The sequence below is a fragment of the Pseudomonas sp. B21-032 genome (assembly GCF_024748965.1).
Lineage (GTDB): Bacteria > Pseudomonadota > Gammaproteobacteria > Pseudomonadales > Pseudomonadaceae > Aquipseudomonas.
Map to the genome: position 1 here is coordinate 3,695,467 of NZ_CP087180.1, position 25,070 is coordinate 3,720,536.

Below are 25,070 nucleotides of genomic sequence, written 5' to 3' on the forward strand. Positions count from 1 at the left end.
GTGTGCGCAGCCAGCCGGGGTTCATTCTGATTGCCATTGCGGGCCGGGCAATATCTGGCATCATCGCCTCAACCTGCCAGTTCGCGGAGCCGCGCCTTGCCCACCCCTCGCCAGTTCAGCAAGAAATCCAGCACCAGTAACATGCTCAACCTCAAGCACCCCGAGGCTGCCTCGACCCCGGCGTACCAGGTGGGCTTTTTGCTGCTGGAGAACTTCTCCATGGCCAGCTTTACCGTGGCCATGGATGTACTGGTGACGGCCAACCTGCTCAAGAGCAACCTGTTTCTGAGCACGCCGTTCTCCCTGGGCAGCGAGCGGGTCACCAGTGACCTGGGCCTGGAGATTTATGCCGCGCACCTGGACCGCGCAGCGCTGGACAACCTCGACATGCTGATTGTTTGCGGCGGCCTGCGTACCCCACTCAAGTACCCGCAGCTGGACAAGCTGCTGAGCGATGCTGCCGCCCACCATCTGGCCCTCGGCGGGCTGTGGAACGGCGCCTGGTTTCTCGGCCGTGCCGGGGTGCTGGAGGGCTACAACTGCACCATCCACCCCGAACAACGGGCAAGCCTGGCCGAGCGCAGCCCGCAGTGCACCATCACCCCGGCAAGCTTTGTGCTCGACCGCGAACGCCTGACCGCCGCCAGCCCCAACGGCGCGCTAGAGATGATGCTGGCGCTGCTCAAGCTGCAACATGGCGAAGCGCTGGCCGAGGGCGTCGAGGAGATCCTGGCGTTTTCCAGCGCGCGCTTTCGCCGGGTCGACAGCAGCCAGAAGAAAACCATGAGCGCGCCACTGCGCACCATCGTCGAACTGATGGAAAGCAACCTTGAAGAAACCCTCAGCCTCGATCAACTGGCGGCCTACAGCGGCCGTTCGCGCCGGCAGATCGACCGCCTGTTCCAGGCGCAACTGGGCACCTCGCCAAGCCGCTATTACATGGAACTGCGCATCACCAAAAGCCGGCGTCTGTTGCAGTATTCCGACCTGCCGCTGATGGACGTGGCGATTGCCTGCGGTTTTGTCTCGGTCTCGCACTTCAGCAAGTGCTACTGCGCCTACTTCGGCTACCCGCCTTCACGCGAGCAACGGCTGGGCGAGTAAGCGCGGCGGTTGCCGTTGAGGCTCAAACCGCCCTCCACCACCAGCACCAGCACCGCCAGCCAGATCGCAATATAGGTCGGCCACTGCGCCGGGGCGATGCTGTCGCCCAGCAGCACCGCGGCGACCACCAGCAGCACCGGCTCGACATAAATCAGCAGGCCAAACAGGGTCAGGTTCAGCCGTGGTGCCGACAGCGCCTGCAGGCCCAGGGCTGCGGCGCTGATCGCGCCGAGGCCGAGCACCAGCCAGGGCAAGCTTGAGGCTGCGCCGGCAAGGCCGAGCACTACCCCGCCCTTGAGCACGAAATACAGGCTCACCGGCAGGCTCAGGCTCATGTCGAACCACAGCCCGCCCATGTTGTTGGTGTCGGTTACCCGGCGCAGCCAGAAGTACAGCGGATAGCCCAGCGACACCACCAGCACCGGCCAGGAAATCGCCTTGGCGATGGCGATCTGGTTGATGATGCCCAGCGCCGCCAAGGCACAGGCCAGCAGTTGCAGGCGGCTGATCGAATCCTTGAACGCCAGGCGGCCGACAATCACCATCACCAGCGGCATCAGGAAGTAGCCCAGCGACACGTCCAGGCCGTAGCCGTTGATCGGTGCCCACATGAACAGCCACAACTGCGCGCCGAGCAACACCGCCGAAACCAGGCGAATCGCCCAGAACCAGCGCTCTTCGAACAAGCGCAGGAATATCCGCCGCACCTGCGGCCAGTGCCCGCTGGCGATCACCATCAGGGTCAGGCACGGCACGGTCAGAAGGATCCGCCAGCCATAGATTTCGGCGCCGTCCAGGGGCGCGAGCAGGCTGGTGTAGGCGTACATCACCGCGAACAGCACCGAGGCGAGAACATTGAGCACGACGCCCAACGTGGAGTTATGCGCGGTCATTGCAAATTCCTTAATGAGGACCAGCAGAGGGTGATAATTTATTCCGCAGCCACTGATAAGTGCCCTCGTTTTCACCCCTCAAGATGAGAAATTTTTGCATGGACCTGGATGAGTTCGACCTTGCCCTGCTTGCCGCCCTGCAGCGCGATAACAGCCAGCCCCTGCGTGAGCTGGCCGAGCAGGTGCACTTGTCTAGCGCCTCGGTGCAGCGACGGATCCAGCGCTTGAAAAAGACCGGGGTAATCCAGGCCAATGCCGCGGTGATCAACCCGGACAAAGTCGGCCAGGTGATTACCCTGATGGTCGAGGTGCACGCCGACCGCACCCAGTCGGCAGACCTGGAAGTCATGAAGCGTGCGTTCTCGGGACCTGAAATTCAGCAGTGCTACTACGTCACCGGCGACGCCGACTTTTTGCTGGTGCTGACGGTGGCGAGCATGACCGTGTTCCAGGACATCGCCCAGCGCCTGTTTCACGACAATCCGAACGTGAAGTGGTTTCGCACCATCGTGGTGCTGGATCGGGTCAAGACGACCTTGCAGGTGCCGCTGTAAGATCTGCGCCTGCCTGCACTGCCCATGTGTGTGTGTGTGCGGCCGTGCGGCGACCCGACTTGCCCCGCGATGGGGTCAGTTCAGCCTCCCCATCAGGTGGCGTCTGGATTGCGACCGCTTCGCGCTCGATCGCGGGTCCAGCCCGCTCCCACAGCGTTGCGCTGCATTCAAATCCACTATGGCTGCGGCAACGCCTTGAGCGCTGTGGCCAACGCCTCGGCACTGGCATATTCCTTCTGCCCCGCCACAACCCCCTGCTCCAACTGAATCCACAGCACCTGGCCTTCAGCCCCCGGATAACGCGCAACCACCTTGCCGTCGCGGTCCAGCAGCACCCGGTAGCTGTAGTCACGCATGGCCGGAATCGCGAACAGTTTGCTGATCAGCGCCGGCATGCGCTGGATGTCGGCGACGAACACCGCGTCGCGTGCTTGCAGGTAGCCCTTGGGCTGCTCACCGACGGCGGCCTGGACCAGCTTGGCACCGTCCATGTTGCGCGCCACCAGCAGCACGCGGGTCTGCGCGTTGAGGCTGTAGGGCTGGTCGTGCTGGTCAAGCAAGGTAAAGGGCGCCAGGCGTTCGCCGACTTCGGCGGCGCTGGCCAGCAACGGCATCAGGCTCAGTAGCAGGGCAATGGCGTATTTCACAGGTGACCTCATTGTCAGTGCAGGACTGCTGATCCTAGCGTGGATGCGAGGGCTGCAGTACCCTTTGCGCTCATTTCAAGGAGGACCCCACGTGCCAAGGATGCTGACATTTTTGCTCTGCTGTGCCCTGTTCCCGACCACCGCCTGGTCGGCGCTGAGCCTTGGCGAGTTCACGCTGGGCATGCCGCGCGCGCAGGTCGTGGAGGTAATGGAGCGGCATTTCACCCGGGTCTGGCTGATCAACGGCGTGCACTACAACGTGCCCCGTCAGTACTACCAGGCTGTCGACCCGGTACCGGGCATCGAACCCTACAAACTCGGCGGCGTCGAGGTCAGCCGCATCGAAGCGGCCTTCGACAAGGATGACCGCCTGCGCCAGGTTTCGCTGTCGCTGGAGACCACCGACAGCGAACGCGCCATGCAACTGGTGCCGTTGATGCGTCAGGCCAAAGAAGCGCCGCACAGCAGTGGCCGCCACGACCTGCTGCTCGAAGACGGTGAACTGACCTACTGGACCAGCGCGTTCTGGGAGTGGACGGTGATCAACATCGCCGACAAGCCCACTTCGCTGGAGAACATCCCGGCACGGGCGCGCAGCGACGAGAATCAGCGCGCCAAGGCGGCCAAGCGCTGATCGTTCAGGCCAGTTTCTTCACTTGCGGCAGACCACATGGCAACCACGTTCGAGCTTGAAACCCTGAAGATGCGCGTCAATGACGCCGAGTTCGCAACGCTGGACCTGCACCAGCGCATCCAGCGTGCGCTGCGCGCGCTGATCCTTGAAGGGGCGCTGTCCGGCGGCGTCAAACTGCCGGCCAGCCGCGCCCTGGCCAAATCGCTGGGCGTCGCCCGCGACACCGTCGAGAACGCCTACGTGCAGCTGCAGCGCGACGGCTATATCGTCCGCCGCGCAGGCTCGGGCAGTTATGTGCCGGACAACCTCGGCGCGCAACTGCGTGGCAGCGGGCAACGGCGCATCAAGGCCGGGGCGCAAAAACGCAGTGATCTCGAGCCCGGCCAGGGCTTGAGCCTGCGCGGACGGGCACTGTTCGACAACGGCGGCGTCAGCGACCAGCAGGTGATCAAGGCCTTTGCCACCGGCCTGCCAGAAACCCGCTCGTTCCCCCTTGCAGTCTGGGAACGCCTGCAGCGCCAGGCCGTGAAGGACCATCGCGGCAACGTCCTGCTGCACGGCGACCCGCAGGGCAGCGAAGCCCTGCGCAAGGCCATCGCCACCTACCTGAACCTCGAACGTGGCGCCAAGGTGATGCCCGAGCAGGTACTGGTGCTCAGCAGCACCCGCCAGGCGCTGTTCCTGTGCGCACAAATGCTGGTGGATGCCGGCAAGCCGATCCTGCTGGAAAACCCCGGTTACTTCGGCGCGAAGAAGGCCTTTGAAGCGGCGCAGGCGCGGATCGTGCCGATCGACGTCGACGCCCAGGGCATCCGCACCGACCTGCTGCGTGCCGACCAAAGCGGCGCCAGTTGCGTCTACGTCACGCCGTCGCACCAGTACCCCACAGGCGCGACCCTGAGCCTTGCGCGACGCCTGGAGCTGATCGACTGGGCGGCGCAGAACGGCAAGTGGATCATCGAGGACGACTACGACAGCGAGTTCCACTACGACGGCCTGCCTACTGCCTGCGTGCAGGGCCTGGACTGCCAGCAGCGCACCCTCTACATCGGCACCTTCAGCAAGACCCTCTACCCCGGCCTGCGCATCGGCTACATGGTCTTGCCGCCGGAGCTGGTAGCGCCCTTCAGCGCGGCGCGCAGCATCATCGACGGGCACACCCCGCAGGTGCTGCAACTGACCCTGGCGCGCTTCATGGACGACGGCCACTACAACGCCCACATCCGCGCGATGCGCAAACTCTACGCCGGGCGCCGGGCCTGCCTGCTTGATGCGATTGGCAAGCACCTGGCGGGCGTCGTCACCGCCATGCGCCCGCCGGGAGGCCTGCAGATCCCCTGCGTGCTCGAGCCAGGCTGGACAGAGCAACACACCATGAATCTGGCCGCCCGCGCCGGTGTGCAGCTACCCGGGCTCAGCCGTTTGTATGCCGGTGAACATAAACAGCAGGGCTGGCTGCTGGGCTATTCATCGCTGACAGCCAGTGAAATCGAAACCGCAATCCGGCAACTGGCCAAGGCCCTCTGCAGGAGCGGGCTGGACCCGCGATGAGGCCAGCGCCACCCGAACATCTTCACCCCGCCTGCCCGTCACGCTCCTTGAGCAGTTGCTGGATGACTTGCTCCTGGGTGTCGTAGGCGCCTTCGCCAAAGTGCACATAGCGCACCTGGCCGCTGCCATCGACGATGTAGTGCGCCGGCCAGAACTGGTTGCCGAAGGCGTTCCAGATCGCATAGTCGTTGTCGATAGCCACCGGGTAGTCGATATCCAGCTTGGCCACTTGCTCGCGCACATTGTCGACCACTCGCTCCTCGGGGTATTCCGGCGTATGCACGCCGATCACCACCAGGCCCTGGTCGGCGTAACGCTTGGCCCAGGTGTTGACGTGCGGCAGGCTGCGCCGGCAATTGATGCACTCGTAGGTCCAGAAGTCCACCAGCACCACCTTGCCCTTGAGCGCTGCGCGGTCCAGTGGTGGCGAGTTGAGCCACTGCACGGCGCCGGCCAGTTCCGGCATCGGCCCCAGTGTCTCAAGGCTTGCCGGCGTGCCGGCGAACAGGCGGTTGCCCAGGCCCGCCAGCGCCAGCAGCACGGCCAGCAGTGCGGCGATGCCCAGGGCCCGACGGCGATTTGTGTTGAAATTGATGTTCATGGACGAACCTCCCTGATCGATGGCTTAACCGCCTTCATGGCAGTCACTGGCAAATTTCTGGTACTGCAGGCGGTGTTCCTTGCCCTGGGAATCAAGGTAGTCCATCTGAGCGTTGACCACGCCGCAGCCCATGCTGCTGTCCTCGTGCAAGGCCAGGACCTTGTGCACATCCAGTTGCTGGCCGTAACGATATTGCTGTACCACCACCGCTTCGCTAGCCTGGGCAGCAACGGTGCCGAGGCTGAACAGGGTCAACAGGCTGGCAGTGGCAAGGGTCTTGAGGTTCATGGCGGTACTCCCGAATCAGTTTGCACAGAGGTGGCGGCTGCCACCCCGTTGCTGGCTATTTCAGGCCCGCCGGGTATCGCCAATGTGTCCGGATCGGCCCGCTTTGCCTCGCCAGGTATCTATGGCCGCAGCAGATACACTGCAATACAAAGCCCGGCAGGCAAGCCCTGCCGGGCTCTGTACACTTGCCGCCACCACCACAGCGGGAGCCGGACGATGGAGCATGTCGATCACATCCTGGTCGTCGACGACGATCGCGAGATCAGGGAGCTGGTAGGCAACTACCTGAAAAAGAACGGGCTGCGCACCACCATCGTCGCCGATGGCCGGCAGATGCGCGCCTTTCTCGAGTCCAATGTGGTCGACCTGATCGTGCTCGACATCATGATGCCCGGTGACGATGGCCTGCTGCTGTGCCGCGAGCTGCGCGCCGGCAAGCACAAGGCCACGCCGGTACTGATGCTGACCGCCCGCAACGATGAAACCGACCGCATCATTGGCCTGGAAATGGGCGCCGACGACTACCTGAGCAAGCCGTTCTCGGCCCGCGAGCTGCTGGCGCGGATCAACGCCGTGCTGCGCCGCACGCGCATGCTGCCGCCAAACCTGAGCATCAGCGAAAGCAGCCGCCTGCTCGGCTTCGGCCACTGGCGCCTGGACACCACCGCGCGCCACCTGCTCGACGCCAACGGTACCCTGGTGGCCCTGAGCGGCGCCGAGTACCGGCTGCTGCGGGTGTTCCTCGACCATCCGCAACGGGTGCTCAGCCGCGAGCAACTGCTCAACCTGACCCAGGGCCGCGAGGCGGATATCTTCGACCGCTCCATCGACCTCTTGGTCAGCCGCCTGCGCCAGCGCCTGCAGGATGACGCCCGCGAGCCGGCCTATATCAAGACGGTGCGCAGCGAAGGTTACGTGTTCGCCTTGCCCGTGCAGCGGGTCGAGGCCTGAACATGGGCAGCCTGCTGCGTTGGCCGCGCACCCTCGCCTCGCGCCTGGCGCTGATCTTCTTCACCGGCCTGGTGTTGGCCTACGGTTTGTCGTTCAGCTTCCAGTTCTACGAGCGCTACCAGAGCTCGCGCTCGATGATGCTCAGTAACCTCGAGCAGGACGTCGCTACCTCGGTGGCCATTCTCGACCGCCTGCCGGCCGCCGAACGCGCCGCCTGGCTGCCGCGCCTGGAGCGGCGCACCTATCGCTACCGCCTGGATGCCGGCGAACCCGGCCAGCGGCTGAGCATGGATGACGCGCCCATGGCCGCACTGTCCATCGGCAAGGCCCTGGGTGGCCAGTACGCCCTGGACTACCAGAGCATCCCCGGGCCCACGCCACACTTCCAGGTGCGCCTGCGCCTGGCCGACGGCGCACCGTTGAGCGTCGACGTCACCCCGGCGCCGGTGCCGATGTCGAGCTGGCTGCCGGTGGTGCTGCTGATCCAGCTGGCGCTGCTGTTGCTGTGCACCTGGCTGGCGGTGAAAACCGCGATCCGCCCGCTGACCCGTCTGGCCGAAGCGGTCGACCAGCTCGACCCCAATGCCCCGGGGCCGCAACTGGACGAAAGCGGCCCGCGGGAAGTGGTGTATGCCGCAGTGGCCTTCAATACCTTGCAGGCACGTATCGGCGCCTACCTGAAAGAGCGCATGCAACTGCTGGCAGCGATCTCCCATGACCTGCAAACGCCGATCACGCGGATGAAGCTGCGGGTCGAGGCCATGGACAGCAGCAGTGATCGCGACAAGCTCTGGAGCGACCTGGAGGCCATGGAACACCTGGTGCGTGAAGGCGTCGCCTACGCCCGCAGCATCGATGGCAACAACGAGGCACCGTGCCGGGTCAACCTCGATGCCTTGCTCGACAGCCTGGTGTTCGACTACCAGGACAGCGGCCAGCAGGTCGAGCTGCACGACAAGACCGGCGCGCTGCTCGAAACCCGCCCGCAAGCCTTGCGCCGGGTGCTGGTGAACCTGATCGACAACGCCCTGAAGTTTGCCGGCGCGGCGCAGCTCGAGGTGCGCAGCGGCGCCAACAACGGCACGCTGATTCGCGTGCTCGACCAGGGCCCGGGGATACCCGCCGAAGAGCTCGACGCGGTGCTGCAACCGTTCTACCGGGTAGAGAACTCGCGCAACCGCAGCACCGGCGGTACCGGCCTGGGCCTGGCCATCGCCGCGCAGCTGACCCAGGCCATCGGCGGCCGCCTGACCTTGAGCAACCGCGACGGCGGCGGCCTTTGCGCGCAGATCGAGCTGCCCTGAGGCAAGCTCAGCCTTGATCACCTGCAGCGACGCTGCAAAGACCCGGCGCCAGCACCGCAGTGATGCTGGCGAATGGAATGCAGCGGCATTCATCATCGCAGGCGAAGTACAGCTGCAACTGGTGGGTGCACCAGTCGATGCTGCGCACCACGCCTGACTGGGTTTCCATCACCCCGTACTCGGCGGCAAAACAGCCATACAGCACCACGGTGTCTCCAGGTTGATACAGGCGAAGGCGCTCTTTGTTGTTCTCGTCCATGTCGGTATGGCTCCAGCCTTTGAACCGGCATCATCACCAACCGCAAGCCAGCGCGCTACTGGTAAAAATGTCAGGCGACCAACAGCACGGCACCGCTCACACGGTTTTCTCGCGGGCCACCAGGGTCACCCAGTAGCGGCTGCGCGCCTGTACCGCTACCGGCAGGCTGGCCGCCAGCAGGGCCAGCACCCGGTCAGTGTCATCCAGGCGGAACGTGCCGGTGACGCGCAGCGTTTCCAGCGCCGGCTGCCAGTGCAGCCAGCCCGGTCGGTAACGCGACAGCTCACGCAAAAACTGCGCCAGCGGCTGGTTGTTGACACTCAGAACGCCATCGCGCCAGTCCGGCTGGTGGGGGTCGAAACGGTCCATGGCGCCACTGCCGTCGGCGGTGATAGTCAGCTGATCGCCGACCTGCAAGGCCAGCGCCGGGCCCTGGCGCGGCTGCACCTGCACTGCGCCCTGGAGCACGGCGATGCGACACTGCTCGGCGTCGCGCCGCAGGCACACCTGGGCCTGGCCGACGCTCACCCGGGCCATGCCAAGGTCAACGTGCAGCGCCTGGGCGCGGCTGACGCTCAGGGCGATTTCGCCTTCGACCAGGGTCAGGCGCTGGTGAGCAAGGTCAAGGTTGACGGCGGTTGCCGTGTTCAACTGCAACAAGCTGCCATCGGCCAGACGCACGCCACGGCGCTCGCCCACAGCGGTGCGCAGGTCGGCGCGCAGGGCCTGCAGCGGCACCTGCTGGCTGAGCAGCCAGCCGGCGGGCAACACCAGCGCCAAAGCCAGGCCACGCTTGAGCAGGGTTCGACGGTTGGCTTCGGGACGGTCGAGGCTGGCCATGGCCAGGGTTGGCGGCACGTCCTGGAAACGCTGCCGCAAGCCCTCGGCGCGCTGCCAGATCTGCTCGTGCTGGGCATTGGCCGCGCGCCAGTGCTGCAGACGCTGCAAATCCTCGGCGCTGGCCTGCCCGGAATCGAGTAAGGCCAGCCAGTGCGCGGCCGTGCGCGCCAGTTGCCGGGCTTCGCGGCTGAAGGTGCGGCTCATAGTTCAACCAGCAGGCAATGCTCATAAGCCTGGGCCATGTAGCGTTTGACCGTACGTTCACTGACCGCCAGGCGCTCGGCGATCTGTGCGTAATTCAGGCCTTCAAGCTGCGACCAGAGAAACGCCCGACGCACCGCCGCCGGCAAACCATCGAGCAGTTCGTCCAGGGCCTGCAGGGTTTCCAGCAACAGCCAGCGCTGCTCTGGCGAAGGCATCAGGGCCTCGGGCAGGCTGGCCAGGGCATCGAGATAGGCGCGTTCCAGGCTGCGGCGCTTGTGGAAGTTGACCAGCAAGCGCTTGCCGACGGTCAGCAGATAGGCCCGTGGCTCGCGTAACTCGCTCAGCACCTGGGGGCTGGCCAGCACGCGCAGGAAAGTATCCTGGCTGAGGTCGGCGGCATCCCAGCGGTTGCCCAGGCGCTGGTACAGCCAGCGCTCCAGCCAACTGCGATGCTCTCGGTAGAGGCCCTGCAGGGTCTGCTCGGTGGGGCCCGCCGCTTCGCTCATGTCAACGCACCTGGATGGATTAGACTCAAATGAGATTGATTCTAATTAATACCCTGATGCAAACCAAGCGCTATTACATGGCTTTTATCATCTGCCAGCGTTGCCGCACCTCGCGCACGGTGCTTGCCGACACCCCGCGCAGCTCGCGTGGATAGTCCACCTGCGGGTTTTCCTCGAAGCGCGTGGCGCAGAACTGGCCGTTGCTGGCCCGCAGGATGTAGCCGCTGTCCTGGCAGTCTGCCGAGGCCAGGTACAACACCCCGGGCACAACCCACTCGGGCTTGAGGTCTTCGGGCTCGCCCTGCTGACCCCACATGCGCGTGCGCGCCACCGGCGAAATCGCGTTGACGGCAATCCCGTGCTCGGCGCCCTCGGCGGCCAGGGCGTTCATGATCCCCAGTTGCGCCATCTTGCCGGCGGCGTAGGCACCCAGGCCGGTTTGCGCATGGCGCAGGTACATGGCCCGGTCCGAGGTCGTGAGCACGATACGCCCGCTGCCAGACGCCTTGAGCGCCGGCCAGGCGTGCTTGCTCAACCACAGCGGCGCGTGGACGTTGATGGCCAGGGCGCGCTCGATGAATTCGCTGCTGCAGTCTTCGATGTTCTGGTAACCGACCCAGCCGGCGTTATGGATCAGCGCATCGAGGCCGCCGAAGGTATCGAGCACCTTGCTGATCAACTGTCGGCACGCTTGCTCATCGCCAAGGTCGGCGCTGTGGCCAATCACCTGGTGGCCTTCATTGCGCAACAGTTCGGCGGCGCCCTCGGCAATCGAAGCATCGTGGCCACAACCTTCGCGGTCGGTGCCAAGGTCGCTGATTACCACTTGCGCACCGGTTTGTGCCAGGGCGCGGGCATAGGCCAGGCCCAGGCCACGGGCGCCGCCGGTGATGAGTACGGTTCTGAATGGGGTCACAAGCAGTCTCCTGATGGCCGTTCAGCCTAGCCAGTGAGCGCTGCAAAGTTGAATACTATCGAACAGGGTCGCCGATATCCGTGGGATATCGGAGGCTCCCGGGCACTACTCGCTGCGGCGCGCCAGGCCGGAGACGATGGCAACCATCAGCAAGCTGATACCCCAGCCAACCAGAATTTCGAACCAGATCAGCAGGCGCACGAAATGCTTCCAGCCAAATGATGTGAACTCGTCCCAATACCCTTGCTTGGGTGTCGGCACCAGCGGCGCCCAGTCCGACTCCTGCTGCAGGTCGACCAGGGGCATCAGCACATCCAGGGAATAGGCCAGCGGGCTGAAGCCGGTGTATTCCTCACGCAGGGTTTGGCACAGGTACCAGTTGCCTTCACCGTAGTAGGTGGGCGGCGTCTCCAGCCCCGGGTTGGCCTGCCGCCAGGCGTCGCCCCGGTCTGGTCGGCAATCGAAGTAGGCGTCATGCTGGAACACCAGCGGGTTGCTCGGGCCGAACACACGTTGTTGCAAAGCAGCGTACCAATAGAAGCCAGCGCAGACTAACCAGATCGCCAGAAACCAGACCAGTAGTTGCATCGGGCGATAGCCGAAACCGGTGAGTCGACCGTAGAGCCAGTGCAAGCCTCTGGCCGTGCTTGTGTAGATCGGATGTGTCCATTTCCACCAGTTCTGTGGCGGCTGACCGATATGGCCGATGTCGCGCAGTTTCCGTTCAAATGCGACCCCCACTTCACGGGCCTCGGCGGTATGCCCCATGTTCTCGAATACCTGTTGCAGATGGCGCCAGGGTTGGGGGCGAAAGTCATCGCCAGGACTCGCAGGATGGCCTACCCGCGACAGTGCGGGGACCTGCTTGCCCAGCCACGCGACCCTGAACGCAGCGTTGACTGGTGCACTCGCCGCCAGGGACTGGTAGTCCAGACCGTTGAGCACAATGTTGTCGCCCCAGGTGTTTTCATCGTCGTCCAGCTCGCCAATTCTCGCACCGGCGAGCGAGGCGTTGCTCAACGGATGATCCAGCGCCCTGAGTAACAATGGCCCCTGCAGATGCAAGCCTTCCAGATCAAGCGAGACTTCATCCTCAGCGGCAAAGCGTGCCTTGGTGCAATCGAAACTACCGGCGACCCTGGCGCCGTCGAAACTCACCGCTTTTCGCGCGTGAAACCCTTCACCTAGTTTGATCTGCCCCTTCACTTCCACTCTTGCCGCATCCAGGGAGCACTGATCGCCGCCCCATAATTCGGCGTGCCCGCACATCAGAGTGCCATCGATCTGGGCCCCCATAAGACGAAATGTACCTAGCGCCCTGAACCCCTGGTTAAGGTGCAGATCCCCCTGGAGAACTATGCCGTCAGCCGATAACGCATCGCCACCCTGTCCATCTATGACACCACCGTTAAAATTCAACTGGCCGTCGATCCTGGCCCGGATCAGGCGCACCTCTCCCAGTGCCTGAAAGGCGTTACTGAAAAATACGCCTCCCGCGACAACCACCCCATCGGCGAACAACGCTATGCCTTGCTGCCCTTCAATACGCCCCTCACAAACCAGTTGTCCGTCAATACGGGCACCTATCAGGCGGACCTCGCCCACGGCAGCAAAATCGCCACGCATGCCTACATCCTGTCTGACGTTCAGGCCTTCCGCGTCCAGCGCCGAGTCACCCATACCATTGAGGCGGGCGTCTTCGAGATTAAGCTGGCCGTCAAACCGGGCGTTCTGACAGTAAACCGCTCCCCTTGACCTGAAAGCGCTGTTCAAGCAGACATTGCCTTGCACCCAGGCTTCGTTGAGGAACAGCGACTTCTCCCCCATGCCATCGAACAACGCATTACTGCAATCCAGTACTCCCTTAACCTTAATGCCCAGGCAGACCACCACCCCCTTTGCCTTGAACTCATCGGAAAAACGGACTGCCGATTCGACGTGCGCATGGGCAAACAGTAACGCGATGGCGCCTCTGCCATTGAAACGCCCGCCCCGGCCAATCACTTCACCTGATATGCGGGCTTCCTGGAAAGACACCATGCCCCTGGCAAGAACGCCAGGCATCACCAGTGAGCCTGCAATTTCGATGCGTGCAGCGACCAGCGCAGCCTGTTTGCGCCCGTTCAACTTAGCCTTAATCAGCAACAGACTTGCGCCCACCCGGGCATCGCGCAAGTTCATCGGGCCAAAACAACGGTACCCGCTCAGGTTCGCCGCGCCGCGAACCTCCAACCGTTGGGCCTCCAGACCCGGGCTTGAACAGCCAGACATGACCAGAGAGCCGCAAACCTGTGAATCGGTGAAATTGGGCGGGTCACTGAAGGTACAGTCGTTCAGGCTCATTGAACGGGTGACCACCGCGCTGCGCAAATCCAGCGGGCCGACGATGTACGCCCCAGCCAGATCAACCCCGCGCTCATGAACGGGAGCAGAACGATCGCCGCCGAGCAGCAGAAACCGCAGAAAATCGGCCCGAATGCTGTTTTCAAACGTTGCCTGGGTCGGTCGCGATGAACCAAGTTGCGCCGTCGTTCCTTGTCTGCAATGCACTTGCAAATGACTTTCCGCCGCCGTCAATGGCGTGAAATCGCTGCGCGACCTCCCTGTTGCGTTCATGGACTGTCCTCAGGCTCGGGCAAATCGGCAGATACTAGAGCGCATACAAAGTGCCATCAATCTGAGACGGCGATTTTTCGGTCATAATCAGGCTGCTTTTCTGATCCAAGGACGCCCCCCGTGATCGAAACCCGCCTGCTGCGCCAGTTCATCGCCGTGGCCGAGGAGTTGCACTTTCACCGCGCCGCCGAGCGCCTGCACATGGCCCAGCCGCCGCTGAGCCAGGCCATCGCCCGGCTTGAGCAGCGCCTGGGCTTTGCCCTGTTTACCCGACACTCCCGAGGCGTGGCGCTGACGGCCGCCGGCGCGAGCTTTGTGCATACCGCGCGGGCGACCCTGGCAACCCTGGAGCACGGCATCGTCCAGGCACGCCAGGTCGCCGAAGGCATCGCCGGCCAACTGCGTATCGGCAGCCCTATCCGCTGCTGCTCAAGGCGCTCAAGCAGTTTCGCAGCGACTGGCCCAAGGTACAGCTGGAGCTGCAACAGGGGTCGTCGGCGCAGTTGGTCGAACAGTTGCTCGATGATCAACTGGATATTGCCGTGGTCCGCCAGTTGCCACTGATGAGCGAACGCCTGAGCAGCCGTTTGTTGCTGGAAGAAGAAATCTTGCTGGTACTGCCGAGTGAACATCCGCGCGCTGGCGAAGCGGCTGTCAGCCTGGCGGATTTTGCCGATGAAGATTTTGTCTTCACCCCACAAGCCCTGGGCGCAGGCTATCACCAGCAACTGCTCGACCTGTGCCAAAGCGCGGGTTTTTACCCGCGCATCAGCCAGCAGGCGGCGCAACTGCAAACGCTGATCAACCTGGTCGGTTGCGGCTTCGGCATCGCCCTGGTGCCGGCCGCAGCCGCCCAGGCCAATGCCCAGCCGGGGCTGCGCTTTTGCCGCTTGCGCGAGGCCAGCCCGCGCCTGGGGCTGTACCTGATGTGGCGCAGCGACGATCCCTCGCCGCTGCCGGGGCGCTTTATCGCGTTGACTGAAAACGCGGGCACAGACCTTCGAGCCGATAACGCAGGGTAACCAGCTGGCCACTGGAGTCCTCGAAGGTCATCAGCATCGGCGCCGCTTCGCAGCCGCGGGCCATGGGCGTCTGTTCGATCAGACGGGCGACATCCACAGATTTGCCGTAGGTAAAGTCCTGGATAGTGGGGGCAGTCTTGCCGGTTCTTGCTGCATAGGCCTGCACTGCCTGCTCATGGGCAACCAGACGCGCATCCTTTACCTCTGGTGCCGAAGCCTGTGCGCTTTGGCCGGCCAGCAGAACCACTGCGGCCATTACCAAACCTTGCATGCGCTTCATTGGCGGATACCTCGAATGAAGTGAAATGACAACAGGAACAACGGTTTCGAGCTTACGCCGCTAATGGTATTCCAGCTACAAAGTGATACCGAGGGCCTGACGCAACTGCTCACCGCGGCTGTCAGACGCGGCGCTGACCAGGGCGTAGTTGTAGTCACCTCGCGACCAGTAGCGGGCCTGCAACTGGCCGTCGGTGCGCTCGCCACTGGGCATGCGCACGTAGTGCTCACCCGGCGAGCGCAAGAACAGGCTGACCCGCTGACCCTGGGCGTCCTCGAACAGCAGCAGCGCCGCCGGCCCCTGCTCGTTGCTCAGCAGCCGCGCGCCCACCGGGGTGAAGCCGTAGGCCGAGAGGTCCGGCAGGTTGCCGACATGGGCAAAGTGCTGGCCCAGCCAGGCCTGCAGGCGCGCCGGGTCCTGGGCGCTGAGGTCGAGGGCCTTGGAATCGGCAAACAACCGATGGGCCTGCACGGCATCAGCCATCGGCGGGTTACTGGCCAGCAGAATCGCCTCGCGCCCTTGCCAGCCGCCCAGGCCGCCGATGCCCAGGGTAACCAGCAGCACCGCAGCACTGGCCCAGCGCCGCTGGCGCCGACGGCGCAGCTCACGGCGTACGTTGGCCGGGTCCAGGCGCGGGTTGGGCGCCTGCCCGGCAAAGCCGGACAGCGCCGCGCGCAACTGGCGGGCATCGTTGCGCCAGGCTTCGACCCGCGCCGCCTGTTCGGGGTTGGCCGCCAGGTACAGCTCCACCGCCCGGCGCCGCTCGCTGTCCAGGCGCTCGTCAACATAGGCGTGTAATTCGTGATCAGACGGGATCAAGCTCATTTCAACCTCCGCAGCGCCGCGGGCGGGGTGTTGCCCTCGGCCAGTTCGCGCATGGCCGCACGGGCGCGCGACAAGCGTGACATCACCGTGCCAATCGGCACATCCAGGGCCAGCGCGGCCTCCTTGTAACTCAGGCCTTCGACGCTGACCAACAACAATAAGGCGCGCTGCTCGGTGGGCAACTGCGCAAACGCCGCCAGGCCCGACTGGGCAACAACGATGTCTTCGGTGTTGCTGCCCGCCTCCTCGCCACGGCCGAACCAGGCCAGCCAGCGCGCCTGGCGGCGTTCGCGGCGTTTGCCGTCGATAAACTGCCGGTACAGGATCGAGAACAACCAGGCGCGCAAGCTGCCCTCTTGCCGCTGTTGCCCGCGGCGGCTCAAGGCGCGCTCGACGGTGGCCTGGACCAGGTCATCGGCGCTGCTGGCCTCGCGCGTCAGCCACAGGGCGAAGCGGCGCAGGCGCTGAAGCATTTCGCGCAATTGCTCGTCGTCTAGTTCGTTCATTGCCGCAGTCTTGGCCTGTAGGCGATCAGTGTACGAGGCAGACGCTGGCGGTGAAGAATTATTCCCGGGCGTTGGAATAAATTTCTGCGACCGGCGTCGTACCGGCTCATTCACTGACCCGGATCACCGCCATGAGCACTCCGTTACACGGCCGCCCCCGCGCCCTGCGCCTGGCTGCCATTGGCCTCGGGCTGGCGGCCCTGGCCGCTGGCTTTGCCTACACCGCAGGCTGGATCGGCGCCGAACGCCTGAGCCCCAAGCGCTTTATCGACACCTTCGAAGACCAGGCCGGGCACTATCCCGGCTACCGTAAGAATCACGCCAAGGGCCTGTGCGTCAGCGGCTACTTCCAGAGCAGCGGCGCGGCGGCCAAGCTGTCCACCGCGCGGGCATTCAGCCAGGCCCGGGTGCCGGTGATCGGCCGCTTCGCCATCGGCGGCGCCAACCCCCACAGCGCCGATGCCAGCGTGCCGACCCGTAGCCTGGCGCTGCAACTGAGCAGCGACGATGGCCAACTGTGGCGAACCGGCATGAATACCCCGCCGGTGTTGGCGGTAGGCACGCCCGAAGCCTTCTACCAGCAGGTACTGGCCATGACCCCGGACCCGGCCACCGGCAAACCGGACCCAGCGCGCCTGCAGGCGTTTTTCGCCGCCCATCCGGAAAGCGCCGCCTTTCGCCAATGGGCCAAGGACTACAAAGCTTCGGACAGTTTCGCCAACTCAAGCTACAACAGCATCAATGCCTTTGCCCTGATCGACGCCGCTGGTAAGGCCCGCTTCGTGCGTTGGAGCCTGCTGCCGCAAACGCCGTTCGCCGCATTGCCGGCCCAGGTCGATGATCGCGACTACCTGCAACACGACCTGCGCCAGCGCCTGGGCCAGGGCCCGCTGCGCTGGACCTTGCAACTGACCCTGGCCGAAGCCGGCGATGCCGTCGATGACCCCAGCCAGCCCTGGCCCGCGCAACGGCCCACGGTGAACGCCGGCACCCTGGTGATCGACCAGGTCGATGCCGCGGAGCAAGGCGCCTGTCGCGACCTGAACTTCGACCCGCTGATTCTGCCGAGCGGCATCCGGCCGTCCGCAGACCCGATCCTCGCAGCCCGCTCGGCGGCCTACTCGGAATCCTTCAACCGTCGCGCCCGTGAAGCCGGGCAGCTGGGAGCCCGCCCATGAAACCTGTTGCCTTCCACCCCCTGGCCCGCGCCGTGCACTGGCTGATGGCCGTGCTGATCCTGGCCATGCTGTTTGTGGGCGTGAGCATGGTCAGCGACCTGTCGCCGCGCCATACCTGGTTGATCAGCCTGCACAAGGCCATTGGCCTTGCGCTGTTGCTGCTGGTGATTGTGCGCATCGGCCTGCGCCTGAGCCTGCCGCACCCGCCGCTGCCCGCCGACGTGCCAGCACCGCAGCGCTGGGCGGCCAAGGCTTCGCACCTGTTGTTGTACGGGTTGATGCTGGCGATGCCGCTGCTGGGCTGGGGCATGCAGTCTGCCGGTGGCTACCCGCTGCCGTTGCAACTGCCGGCGCTGCTGCCCCACGACCTGCAGCTGTATGCCCTGCTGCGCCAGGCCCACGCTTGGCTGGCCTATGTGCTGTTTGCCACCGTGCTGGTGCACCTGGGCGCAGCGCTGGTGCACGGGCTGATCCGCCGTGATGGCGTGCTGCGCAGCATGTGGCCGGGGCCGTTACCAAAGGATTAATATCTTAATTATTTTTCATTCCTGGCCATTTCCAACCTAAAGATGTCTATTCAAAAATAAAGATAATATGTTAACAATATAGGCAGAGACACCTGGCACCCGCCACACACAACAACAACAAAGGTAGCCCTAATGCTTCTGCCCCGTTCGCTGACGGTGAGTGCCGGCCTGTGCGCCGCATTCACCCCCTACCTCGCCCAGGCCGAGTTCATCAAGGACAGCAAGGCCAGCCTTGAGACGCGCAACTTCTACTTCAGCCGCGACTTTCGCCAGAGCGGCGCGCCACAGAGCCAGGCGCGGGAGTGGGCCCAGGGTTTTATCCTGAAAATGGAGTCGGGTTTTACCGAAGGCACCGTAGGTTTCGGCCTTGATGCCCTGGGTGAACTGGGGGTCAAGCTCGACTCCAGCCGCGACCGCCGTGGCACCGGTCTGCTGCCCTTTGGCGCCAGCCAGGAGCCAGTGGACGACTACAGCGAGCTGGGCCTGACCGCCAAGCTGCGGGTCAGCAAGACCACCCTCAAGCTCGGCACCCTGCAGCCGATGTTGCCGGTGGCGGCGATCAACGACGTACGCCTGCTGCCTTCGACCTATAGCGGCGGGCTGCTGACCTCGCAAGACATCAATGGCCTGACCCTGAACCTCGGCCGCCTGGAAAAACAGAACCTGCGTGACTCCTCGAGCAACGACGACATGAGCTACGCCGGGGTCGAGAGCAATCACCTGGACCTGGCCGGCAGCACCTATGCGATCAACCCGCGTCTGGCCGTAAGTTACTACTACGCACAGATGCAGGACATCTACCGCCAGCACTATGCCGGCCTGGTCCACGACTTGCCCCTGGCCGAAGGCATCAACCTGCGCAGCGACCTGCGCTACTTCGACACCCGCGAACAGGGCAGCCATGACCTGCGCGCCGCCTCGCGGGTCGACGGCGGCAAGATCGACAACCGCTTCTTCAACGGCATGCTGACGTTGGGCGTGGGTGCACACAAGTTCGGCCTCGGTTACCAGAATCTTTCTGGCGACGGCGATTTTGCCTACCCGGGCCTGGACCCTTATTCGGTCAACCTGGTCACCGTCAACGTCTTCACCAAGGCCGAGACCGATGCCTGGCAAGCGCGCTACGACTACAACTTCGCTGCCCTCGGCCTGCCGGGCCTGAGCTTCATGACCCGCTACGTCAATGGCAGCCATATCGAAACCGCCAGTGTCAGTGGCGGCAAGGAATGGGAGCGCGATACCGACATTGCCTACGTGGTGCAAAGCGGGCCGCTGAAGAATGTCAGCGTACGCCTGCGCAATGCCACCTTCCGCTCCAGCGGTGGCTTGACCAGCGACATCGACGAGAACCGCCTGATCGTCGGCTACACCCTGGCCCTCTGGTAAACGCAGGTGACGGCGGGGTGAAAACAACCCTTTATTAGTTTTTTGGGAATGCTTATCATCTGCATCATTTTTTCGGGATGCAGCCAGGATGAGCGCACCGCCGTCACCGCCCAATGCCGAGCTCGGCCAGCTCTACCAGCACCATCACCTGTGGCTGCAACACTGGCTGCGGCGGCGCCTGAGCTGCCCGCAGCGCGCCGCCGACCTGATGCAGGACACCTTCGTGCGCATCCTCGCCTCGTCCGAGGCGCTGGAGCTGGTGCGCCTGCTGCGTGAGCCGCGCAACTACCTGGCGACCGTGGCACGCCGGGTGATGATCGATCATTTCCGCCGTCAGCAACTGGAGCGCGCCTACCTGGAAGCGCTGGCCGCGCAACCGGAAGCCGAACAGATCTCCACCGAAGAGCAGGTGCTGATTCTGGAAACCCTGCGTGAAATCGACCAACTGCTGGCCGGCTGTGGCGCCAAAGCGCGCAAGGCGTTTCTGATGGCCAACTGGCTGGGCATGACCTACGTGGAAATTGCCGAGGCCCTGGGCGTGTCGCTGACCACGGTGAAAAAATACCTGATCAAGACTACCGAGCGCTGCCTGCTGCTCGCCTACGATGTCCAGCCATGACTGACCGCGAACGCCAACGCCAGGCGCTTAAAGCCGCCGCCCGCTGGCATGTGCAACTGGCCGCCGGCGATGCCCCGGCCGAACTGCAGCAAGCCTGGCACCTATGGTTGGCCAGCGCCGCCGAGCACCGCTGGGCCTGGTCGCGGGTCGAGCAGTTGCAGGGGCGCCTGGCCAGTGTGCCGGGGGCGCTGGCCTTCGACACCTTGCAACGCAGCGAAGCCCAGGGCCTGCCCCGGCGCAGTGTGCTCAAAGGCCTGCTGCTGGCCAGCGGCCTTGGCCTTGGTGGCTGGGCCAGCTACCGCAGCCAGCCGGCGCAGCAGTGGCTGGCGGATGAGCACAGCGCCACCGGCGAAATCCGTCACCTGCGCCTCGCCGATGGCAGCCAATTGGTGCTCGACACCGCCAGCGCCGTGGACATCCGCTTCGATGATCAGCAACGCCTGATTCGCCTGCGCCACGGGCGGATTTTTCTTACTAGCGGCATAGACGGCCGCCAGCGCCCGTTGCGGGTGGAAACCGCCGAGGGCCTGGTCGAAGCCCTGGGCACGCGCTTCAGCGTTGATCAGCGCGAGGCCGCCAGCCGGGTCGAAGTGTTCGAGCATGCGGTGCGCATCAACCCGCGCCAGGCCCCGGCACGACGCCTCGAGGCCGGCCAGCGTTGCCAGTTCGACAGCCATGCGGTGCAGGCCGCGCAGGCCGTCGCCAGCAGCGAAGCGGCCTGGACCGGTGGGCACCTGATCGTCGAGGACTGGCGCCTGGGCGAGTTGCTCGACGAACTCGGCCGCTACCGCCCCGGGCTATTGTCCTACTCCAGCGAGCTTGAAGGGCTACGGGTTTCCGGGACGTTCTCGCTCACCGACAGCGATGCGGCGCTGTCGGCCCTGGCCACCTCGTTCAAGCTCAAGGTGCGTCGTTACAACCGCTTCTGGGTCAGTGTCGACCTGAGTTGAATTTTTTCAGCCAGGGGGTGCCTGTTTTTTTTCGTTCGTCCGCCTCTGTAGGAAATAATCTCATTTGCGAACGAAGAGGATTTCCATGCAACCCCGCTTCCCCCGTGCCCCCCTTCCCCAGTTGATTGGCCGCCATCTGCTGGCTGCCGCCCTGGCCCTGCCCCTGCTGCCCGTCACTGTTGCCCAGGCGGCAGAGACCGACAGCACCAGCAGCGGCCAGGTCTTTGCCATCGAAGCAGGTTCCCTGAGCCGAGTGCTGGGCAGCTTTGCCGCAGCCGCCGGGGTCAACCTGTCGTATGACGCGCAGTTGACTGCCAGCCTGCACAGCCCGGGCCTGCAGGGCCGCTTCGGGGTGCTCGAAGGCTTGAGCCGGATCCTCACCGGCAGCGGCCTGCAGGCTTATCGCCAGGCCGATGGCAGCTACTCGCTGCGCCCGCTGCCGGCCAGCAACGGTGCGCTGGAGCTGGGTGCAACCACCATTGGCGCCAGCACCTTGCAGGCGCCGATGGAAACCACCGACAGCTTCACCGCGCGCCAGGTCAGTTTCGCCAAGGGCGAGCATTCGCTGCGCGAAACGCCGCAATCGGTGACGGTCATCACCCGCAAGATGATGGATGAGCAGAACCTCACCACCCTCGAACAGGTGATGGAGAAAACCCCGGGGATCACCGTGCACGATTCGCCCATGGGCGGTAAATACTTCTACTCGCGCGGTTTCATGCTCGCCGGCCAGTACCAGTACGACGGTGTGCCGCTGGACCTGGGTGGCAACTATGTACAGGCCAACAGCTTCGCCAGCGACATGGCTTACTACGACCGCGTCGAAGTGCTGCGCGGCGCCGCTGGCATGCTCAAGGGCTCGGGCAGTTCCGCCGGCGGGGTCAACTTCATTCGCAAACGCGGGCAGGAAAAGGCCGCCACCAGTGTCAGCCTTTCAGCCGGCTCCTGGGACAACTACCGCGCCCAGCTCGACACCGGCGGCCCGCTGAACGAATCCGGCAGCCTGCGCGGCCGCCTGGTGGTCGCCGGCCAGGACCGCCAGTACTTCTACGACATGGGCAAGCGCGACGACCAGGTGGTCTACGGCGCCCTCGACTACGACTTCAACGACGCCACCACCCTGGGCATCGGCGCCGCCTACGAGAAGCTCAATGCCACCCCCTGCTGGCAGGGCCTGCCACGCTACAGCGATGGTTCGGACCTGAAACTGTCGCGTTCCACCTGCCTGGGCGCGACCTGGAACAGCTGGGAAAGCCAGCGGGTCAACCTGTTCGCCGACCTTACCCACCACTTCAATGACCAGTGGCTGCTGAAAGTCGCCGCCATGCACAGCCACAACACCCAGGACATGCAGTACGCCATGACCCTGGGCAGCGTGCCGGTCGGCAGCACTTCGGCCAACAGCCAGCTGTACTCCGGCGTGTTCGACTACGACCAGCACGACTACGGCATGGATGCCTACCTGGACGGCAAATTCACCGCCTGGGGCCTGGAGCACGAGCTGATCGTCGGCGCCAACGCCAGCCGGGCCAAGGGCAGCGACAGCTACGCGCTGATCAACATGACCCAGCTGATGGGCGTGACCATGAACCCCTTCGCCCCCGACCGCGACATTCCCAAGCCGCCAGACAGCCTGTACCAGACGGCCTCCTACCGTGGCGGCCCGCTGCCGGTGGAAAGCGACACCCGGCAGATCGGCACCTATGCAACCTTGCGCCTGAAACTGGCCGAACCCCTGACCCTGGTGCTCGGCAGCCGGGTCAGTTGGTACCGCAGCCAGCGCGACTCCTACACCCAGGCCTGGAACTACTGGCAGCACGACCGCAGCCAGGAAAACGGCCAGGTCACACCGTTCGCCGCACTGATCTACGATCTGGACGAGACCTGGTCGGTGTACGGCAGCTACGCCGACATCTTCCAGCCCCAAGGCACTTACACCGATGCCCAGGGCAGTCCGCTGCAGCCCAAGACCGGCGCCAACTACGAGCTGGGGATCAAGGGCGAATGGCTCGATGGCGGCCTGAACGCGGCGTTCAACCTGTTCCGCACCATCGAGGCGCACCGCGCCGAAGCCGATTACGACTCGGTGTGCGCCGGCTCCTCCGACGGTTACTGCTACAGCGACAAGGGCAAGGTCCGCGCCCAGGGCTTCGAAGCCGAGCTCAGCGGCGAGTTGGCCGAACGCCTGCAGGTGCTGGCCGGCTACACCTACACCGAGCTTGAGTACCTCAAGACCAACAGCACCAGCCAGGACGCCACCTTCACCGCCAGCTACGTGCCGCGCCATTTGCTGCGGGTCTGGGCCGACTACCAACTGGACGGCCCGCTGCAACGCTGGAGCCTGGGCGGCGGGGTCAATGCGCAAAGCGACAACCACTACCAGGACCGCGCGGCGAAAACCGAACAGCCCGGCTATGCGATCTGGAACGCGCGCGTGGGTTACAAACTGGACGACAACTGGAGCATTGCCGTCAACGGCAACAACCTGTTCGACAAGCACTACTATTCCAGCGTCGGCGCCCTGGCCTGGGGCAACTTCTATGGTGAACCGCGCAACTTCATGGTGACCCTCAAAGGCGATTTCTGAGGCCGGCAATTTGCGGTCGACGTCAACCGATGATAATCGTTATCATCTTTTGCCGGTCGTCGACCGCTTTGCCCTCACCTGCCCTGGATAGCCCATGACCACCGCAACGGACCCTGCCGTGCTCGACCATAGCGAGCGCTCCCCCTTTGACCTGCGCCCGCTGCTGGCGGCGAACATGGCCTGCACCATGGCGATGATGGCGTTCGTCTCGTTGATCGGCCCGATTGCCCGCACCCTCGGCCTGGCCACCTGGCAAGCCGGCGCGGCGGTAACGGTTGCCGGGGTGATCTGGATGCTCCTGGCCCGCCCCTGGGGCCGTGCCAGTGATCGCCTGGGGCGGCGCAAGGTGTTGCTGCTCGGTACCGCGGGTTTCACCGTCGCCTACTGGGCGTTGTGCCTGTTCATCGATACCGCCTTGCACCTGCTGCCCAGCGCCGCCCTGGCCTTTGCCGGGCTGGTGCTGGGCCGCGGCCTGATCGGCGCTTTTTACGCGGCGTTGCCGGTCGGTGGCGCGGCGCTGATCGCCGACAATATCGAACCCCGGCACCGCGCCCGGGCCCTGGCTTCGCTGGGGGCGGCCAACGCTTTCGGCCTGGTCATCGGCCCGGCCCTGGCGGCGGTGCTGGCGCGCTTCAGCCTGAGCCTGCCGTTCTATGTAATGGCGGTGCTGCCGATGCTGGCGTTTGTGCTGCTGCTCAAGCTCAAGCGCCAGGAACTGCACCTCAAACAGCCGCCGCGCCCGGTGCGCCTGGCCGACCCGCGCCTGCGCCGGCCACTGCTGGTGGCCTTCGTGGCGATGCTCAGCGTGTCGGTGGCGCAGATCACCGTCGGTTTCTTCGCCCTCGACCGCCTGGGCATGGCCCCGGCCGATGCTGCGCAAACCGCTGGCGTCGCCCTGACCATGGTCGGCGTGGCGTTGATTCTGGCGCAGATCCTGGTACGCAAGCTCGAATGGCCACCGCTGCGGATGATCCGCGTCGGCGCCAGCATCGCCGCCGCAGGTTTTGCCGCCAGCGCCCTGGCCACCAGCGCCGTGGGCCTGTGGGCGTGCTTCTTTTTCTCGGCCTGCGGCATGGGCTGGGTGTTCCCGGCGTTTTCGGCGCTGGCGGCCAACGCCATGGACGCCTCCGAGCAAGGCGCCACGGCCGGTTCCATCGGCGCCGTGCAGGGCCTGGGCGTGGTCATCGGGCCGCTGGCCGGGACCCTGATCTACGCCGTCGATCCGCGCCTGCCGTACCTGATTGTCGCGGCGCTGCTGTTGTTGGTCGGGCTGTGGCCGCAGCCGAAAAAGCCCGCCTAACAGGTGGGCCGCTAAAGCCGGT

At 64.6% G+C, this 25,070-nt stretch carries 25 protein-coding genes and 1 pseudogene; 14 read left to right on the plus strand and 12 right to left on the minus strand.

All coding sequences use genetic code 11. The features are described 5' to 3' along the window. The first annotated feature begins 96 nt into the window (after positions 1 to 96). On the plus strand, positions 97 to 1,104 hold the full coding sequence (locus LOY54_RS16905) for a GlxA family transcriptional regulator (protein ID WP_258607284.1): 1,008 nt from the start codon (positions 97 to 99) through the stop codon (positions 1,102 to 1,104). Here LOY54_RS16905 and rarD read toward each other — a convergent pair. Continuing rightward, positions 1,068 to 1,997, minus strand: coding sequence for an EamA family transporter RarD (gene rarD / locus LOY54_RS16910; RefSeq protein WP_093381383.1), 930 nt, complete (start codon positions 1,995 to 1,997; stop codon positions 1,068 to 1,070). The two genes, LOY54_RS16905 and rarD, sit on opposite strands and share 37 nt — an antisense overlap. A gap of 98 nt (positions 1,998 to 2,095) precedes the next feature. Here rarD and LOY54_RS16915 point away from each other — a divergent pair, with 98 nt between their 5' ends. Beyond that, a complete protein-coding gene (locus LOY54_RS16915) occupies positions 2,096 to 2,551 on the plus strand; it encodes an Lrp/AsnC family transcriptional regulator (RefSeq protein ID WP_045194217.1) in 456 nt (151 codons plus the stop codon). Positions 2,552 to 2,727: 176 nt separating this feature from the next. On the opposite strand, the gene LOY54_RS16920 is transcribed toward LOY54_RS16915, so the two are convergent. Next, a complete protein-coding gene (locus LOY54_RS16920) occupies positions 2,728 to 3,198 on the minus strand; it encodes an FAD/FMN-containing dehydrogenase (RefSeq protein ID WP_258607286.1) in 471 nt (156 codons plus the stop codon). A 100-nt stretch (positions 3,199 to 3,298) separates the two neighbouring features. On the opposite strand from LOY54_RS16920, the gene LOY54_RS16925 reads away from it, so the two are divergent. Both LOY54_RS16925 and LOY54_RS16930 read left to right on the plus strand, forming a co-directional pair. Then, positions 3,299 to 3,832, plus strand: a complete 534-nt coding sequence (locus tag LOY54_RS16925; RefSeq protein WP_258607288.1) for a hypothetical protein — start codon at positions 3,299 to 3,301, stop codon at positions 3,830 to 3,832. Between the two features lie 36 nt (positions 3,833 to 3,868). Further along, on the plus strand, positions 3,869 to 5,383 hold the full coding sequence (locus LOY54_RS16930) for a PLP-dependent aminotransferase family protein (protein WP_258607290.1): 1,515 nt from the start codon (positions 3,869 to 3,871) through the stop codon (positions 5,381 to 5,383). Positions 5,384 to 5,405: 22 nt separating this feature from the next. Here LOY54_RS16930 and LOY54_RS16935 read toward each other — a convergent pair whose 3' ends face one another. Both LOY54_RS16935 and LOY54_RS16940 read right to left on the minus strand, forming a co-directional pair. Further along, positions 5,406 to 5,984 carry a thioredoxin family protein gene (locus LOY54_RS16935; RefSeq protein ID WP_093381373.1) on the minus strand — a complete coding sequence of 193 codons (579 nt, stop codon included), beginning with the start codon at positions 5,982 to 5,984 and terminating at the stop codon, positions 5,406 to 5,408. 24 nt (positions 5,985 to 6,008) lie between these two features. After that, positions 6,009 to 6,272: a DUF2790 domain-containing protein gene (locus LOY54_RS16940; RefSeq protein ID WP_093381371.1), complete on the minus strand. Its 264-nt coding sequence runs from the start codon at positions 6,270 to 6,272 to the stop codon at positions 6,009 to 6,011. Positions 6,273 to 6,488: 216 nt separating this feature from the next. Here LOY54_RS16940 and LOY54_RS16945 point away from each other — a divergent pair, with 216 nt between their 5' ends. Next, entirely contained in the window at positions 6,489 to 7,223 is a 735-nt protein-coding gene (locus LOY54_RS16945; RefSeq protein WP_258593996.1) for a response regulator, read from the plus strand. A gap of 14 nt (positions 7,224 to 7,237) precedes the next feature. Then, the gene (locus tag LOY54_RS16950; RefSeq protein ID WP_258610726.1) at positions 7,238 to 8,527 is read left to right on the plus strand and encodes a HAMP domain-containing sensor histidine kinase; all 1,290 of its coding nucleotides are present in this window, start codon (positions 7,238 to 7,240) and stop codon (positions 8,525 to 8,527) included. Positions 8,528 to 8,534: 7 nt separating this feature from the next. On the opposite strand, the gene LOY54_RS16955 is transcribed toward LOY54_RS16950, so the two are convergent. The 5 genes from LOY54_RS16955 to LOY54_RS16975 form a co-directional block, all read right to left on the minus strand. Then, positions 8,535 to 8,786 (minus strand): hypothetical protein, encoded by a 252-nt coding sequence (locus LOY54_RS16955; protein WP_258607292.1) that lies wholly within the window; start codon positions 8,784 to 8,786, stop codon positions 8,535 to 8,537. A 96-nt stretch (positions 8,787 to 8,882) separates the two neighbouring features. Further along, on the minus strand, positions 8,883 to 9,830 hold the full coding sequence (locus LOY54_RS16960) for a FecR domain-containing protein (RefSeq protein ID WP_258607294.1): 948 nt from the start codon (positions 9,828 to 9,830) through the stop codon (positions 8,883 to 8,885). Beyond that, a complete protein-coding gene (locus LOY54_RS16965) occupies positions 9,827 to 10,336 on the minus strand; it encodes a sigma-70 family RNA polymerase sigma factor (protein ID WP_258607295.1) in 510 nt (169 codons plus the stop codon). Before LOY54_RS16965 ends, LOY54_RS16960 begins: the two co-directional genes overlap by 4 nt. Before the next feature lie 73 nt (positions 10,337 to 10,409). Beyond that, positions 10,410 to 11,252: an SDR family NAD(P)-dependent oxidoreductase gene (locus tag LOY54_RS16970; protein WP_249744422.1), complete on the minus strand. Its 843-nt coding sequence runs from the start codon at positions 11,250 to 11,252 to the stop codon at positions 10,410 to 10,412. Positions 11,253 to 11,357: 105 nt separating this feature from the next. Next, positions 11,358 to 13,868: a hypothetical protein gene (locus tag LOY54_RS16975; protein ID WP_258607296.1), complete on the minus strand. Its 2,511-nt coding sequence runs from the start codon at positions 13,866 to 13,868 to the stop codon at positions 11,358 to 11,360. A 120-nt stretch (positions 13,869 to 13,988) separates the two neighbouring features. On the opposite strand from LOY54_RS16975, the pseudogene LOY54_RS16980 reads away from it, so the two are divergent. Next, a pseudogene (locus LOY54_RS16980) lies at positions 13,989 to 14,890 on the plus strand (LysR substrate-binding domain-containing protein). Here LOY54_RS16980 and LOY54_RS16985 read toward each other — a convergent pair. The 3 genes from LOY54_RS16985 to LOY54_RS16995 form a co-directional block, all read right to left on the minus strand. Further along, positions 14,835 to 15,170, minus strand: a complete 336-nt coding sequence (locus tag LOY54_RS16985; protein WP_258607297.1) for a DUF2790 domain-containing protein — start codon at positions 15,168 to 15,170, stop codon at positions 14,835 to 14,837. The pseudogene LOY54_RS16980 and the gene LOY54_RS16985 overlap by 56 nt on opposite strands. A gap of 75 nt (positions 15,171 to 15,245) precedes the next feature. Then, complete coding sequence (locus LOY54_RS16990; RefSeq protein ID WP_258607298.1) at positions 15,246 to 15,995, minus strand: anti-sigma factor; 750 nt, start codon at positions 15,993 to 15,995, stop codon at positions 15,246 to 15,248. Then, a complete protein-coding gene (locus LOY54_RS16995) occupies positions 15,992 to 16,501 on the minus strand; it encodes a sigma-70 family RNA polymerase sigma factor (protein WP_093381355.1) in 510 nt (169 codons plus the stop codon). Before LOY54_RS16995 ends, LOY54_RS16990 begins: the two co-directional genes overlap by 4 nt. A 131-nt stretch (positions 16,502 to 16,632) precedes the next feature. Here LOY54_RS16995 and LOY54_RS17000 point away from each other — a divergent pair, with 131 nt between their 5' ends. The 7 genes from LOY54_RS17000 (at position 16,633) to LOY54_RS17030 (ending at position 25,048) form a co-directional block, all read left to right on the plus strand. Then, positions 16,633 to 17,679 (plus strand): catalase family peroxidase, encoded by a 1,047-nt coding sequence (locus LOY54_RS17000; RefSeq protein ID WP_258607299.1) that lies wholly within the window; start codon positions 16,633 to 16,635, stop codon positions 17,677 to 17,679. Beyond that, on the plus strand, positions 17,676 to 18,206 hold the full coding sequence (locus LOY54_RS17005) for a cytochrome b (protein ID WP_045194240.1): 531 nt from the start codon (positions 17,676 to 17,678) through the stop codon (positions 18,204 to 18,206). Before LOY54_RS17000 ends, LOY54_RS17005 begins: the two co-directional genes overlap by 4 nt. Positions 18,207 to 18,338: 132 nt before the next feature. Further along, complete coding sequence (locus LOY54_RS17010) at positions 18,339 to 19,592, plus strand: OprD family porin (protein ID WP_258607300.1); 1,254 nt, start codon at positions 18,339 to 18,341, stop codon at positions 19,590 to 19,592. Between the two features lie 88 nt (positions 19,593 to 19,680). Next, entirely contained in the window at positions 19,681 to 20,211 is a 531-nt protein-coding gene (locus LOY54_RS17015) for a sigma-70 family RNA polymerase sigma factor (RefSeq protein WP_258607301.1), read from the plus strand. Next, positions 20,208 to 21,161, plus strand: coding sequence for a FecR domain-containing protein (locus tag LOY54_RS17020; RefSeq protein WP_258607303.1), 954 nt, complete (start codon positions 20,208 to 20,210; stop codon positions 21,159 to 21,161). Before LOY54_RS17015 ends, LOY54_RS17020 begins: the two co-directional genes overlap by 4 nt. Before the next feature lie 85 nt (positions 21,162 to 21,246). Further along, positions 21,247 to 23,748, plus strand: coding sequence for a TonB-dependent siderophore receptor (locus tag LOY54_RS17025; RefSeq protein ID WP_258607305.1), 2,502 nt, complete (start codon positions 21,247 to 21,249; stop codon positions 23,746 to 23,748). Between the two features lie 94 nt (positions 23,749 to 23,842). After that, positions 23,843 to 25,048, plus strand: a complete 1,206-nt coding sequence (locus LOY54_RS17030; RefSeq protein WP_258607307.1) for an MFS transporter — start codon at positions 23,843 to 23,845, stop codon at positions 25,046 to 25,048. Positions 25,049 to 25,070 lie beyond the last annotated feature (22 nt).

What these genes read in the sequence shown, in the direction of transcription:
- rarD (WP_093381383.1), bottom strand. Translation starts at nt 1,997, where the DNA reads ATGACCGCGCATAACTCCACGTTGGGCGTCGTGCTCAATGTTCTCGCC.
- LOY54_RS16915 (WP_045194217.1), top strand. Translation starts at nt 2,096, where the DNA reads ATGGACCTGGATGAGTTCGACCTTGCCCTGCTTGCCGCCCTGCAGCGC.
- LOY54_RS16925 (WP_258607288.1), top strand. Translation starts at nt 3,299, where the DNA reads ATGCTGACATTTTTGCTCTGCTGTGCCCTGTTCCCGACCACCGCCTGG.
- LOY54_RS16930 (WP_258607290.1), top strand. Translation starts at nt 3,869, where the DNA reads ATGGCAACCACGTTCGAGCTTGAAACCCTGAAGATGCGCGTCAATGAC.
- LOY54_RS16935 (WP_093381373.1), bottom strand. Translation starts at nt 5,984, where the DNA reads ATGAACATCAATTTCAACACAAATCGCCGTCGGGCCCTGGGCATCGCC.
- LOY54_RS16940 (WP_093381371.1), bottom strand. Translation starts at nt 6,272, where the DNA reads ATGAACCTCAAGACCCTTGCCACTGCCAGCCTGTTGACCCTGTTCAGC.
- LOY54_RS16945 (WP_258593996.1), top strand. Translation starts at nt 6,489, where the DNA reads ATGGAGCATGTCGATCACATCCTGGTCGTCGACGACGATCGCGAGATC.
- LOY54_RS16955 (WP_258607292.1), bottom strand. Translation starts at nt 8,786, where the DNA reads ATGGACGAGAACAACAAAGAGCGCCTTCGCCTGTATCAACCTGGAGAC.
- LOY54_RS16960 (WP_258607294.1), bottom strand. Translation starts at nt 9,830, where the DNA reads ATGAGCCGCACCTTCAGCCGCGAAGCCCGGCAACTGGCGCGCACGGCC.
- LOY54_RS16965 (WP_258607295.1), bottom strand. Translation starts at nt 10,336, where the DNA reads ATGAGCGAAGCGGCGGGCCCCACCGAGCAGACCCTGCAGGGCCTCTAC.
- LOY54_RS16975 (WP_258607296.1), bottom strand. Translation starts at nt 13,868, where the DNA reads ATGAACGCAACAGGGAGGTCGCGCAGCGATTTCACGCCATTGACGGCG.
- LOY54_RS16985 (WP_258607297.1), bottom strand. Translation starts at nt 15,170, where the DNA reads ATGAAGCGCATGCAAGGTTTGGTAATGGCCGCAGTGGTTCTGCTGGCC.
- LOY54_RS16990 (WP_258607298.1), bottom strand. Translation starts at nt 15,995, where the DNA reads ATGAGCTTGATCCCGTCTGATCACGAATTACACGCCTATGTTGACGAG.
- LOY54_RS16995 (WP_093381355.1), bottom strand. Translation starts at nt 16,501, where the DNA reads ATGAACGAACTAGACGACGAGCAATTGCGCGAAATGCTTCAGCGCCTG.
- LOY54_RS17000 (WP_258607299.1), top strand. Translation starts at nt 16,633, where the DNA reads ATGAGCACTCCGTTACACGGCCGCCCCCGCGCCCTGCGCCTGGCTGCC.
- LOY54_RS17005 (WP_045194240.1), top strand. Translation starts at nt 17,676, where the DNA reads ATGAAACCTGTTGCCTTCCACCCCCTGGCCCGCGCCGTGCACTGGCTG.
- LOY54_RS17010 (WP_258607300.1), top strand. Translation starts at nt 18,339, where the DNA reads ATGCTTCTGCCCCGTTCGCTGACGGTGAGTGCCGGCCTGTGCGCCGCA.
- LOY54_RS17015 (WP_258607301.1), top strand. Translation starts at nt 19,681, where the DNA reads ATGAGCGCACCGCCGTCACCGCCCAATGCCGAGCTCGGCCAGCTCTAC.
- LOY54_RS17020 (WP_258607303.1), top strand. Translation starts at nt 20,208, where the DNA reads ATGACTGACCGCGAACGCCAACGCCAGGCGCTTAAAGCCGCCGCCCGC.
- LOY54_RS17025 (WP_258607305.1), top strand. Translation starts at nt 21,247, where the DNA reads ATGCAACCCCGCTTCCCCCGTGCCCCCCTTCCCCAGTTGATTGGCCGC.
- LOY54_RS17030 (WP_258607307.1), top strand. Translation starts at nt 23,843, where the DNA reads ATGACCACCGCAACGGACCCTGCCGTGCTCGACCATAGCGAGCGCTCC.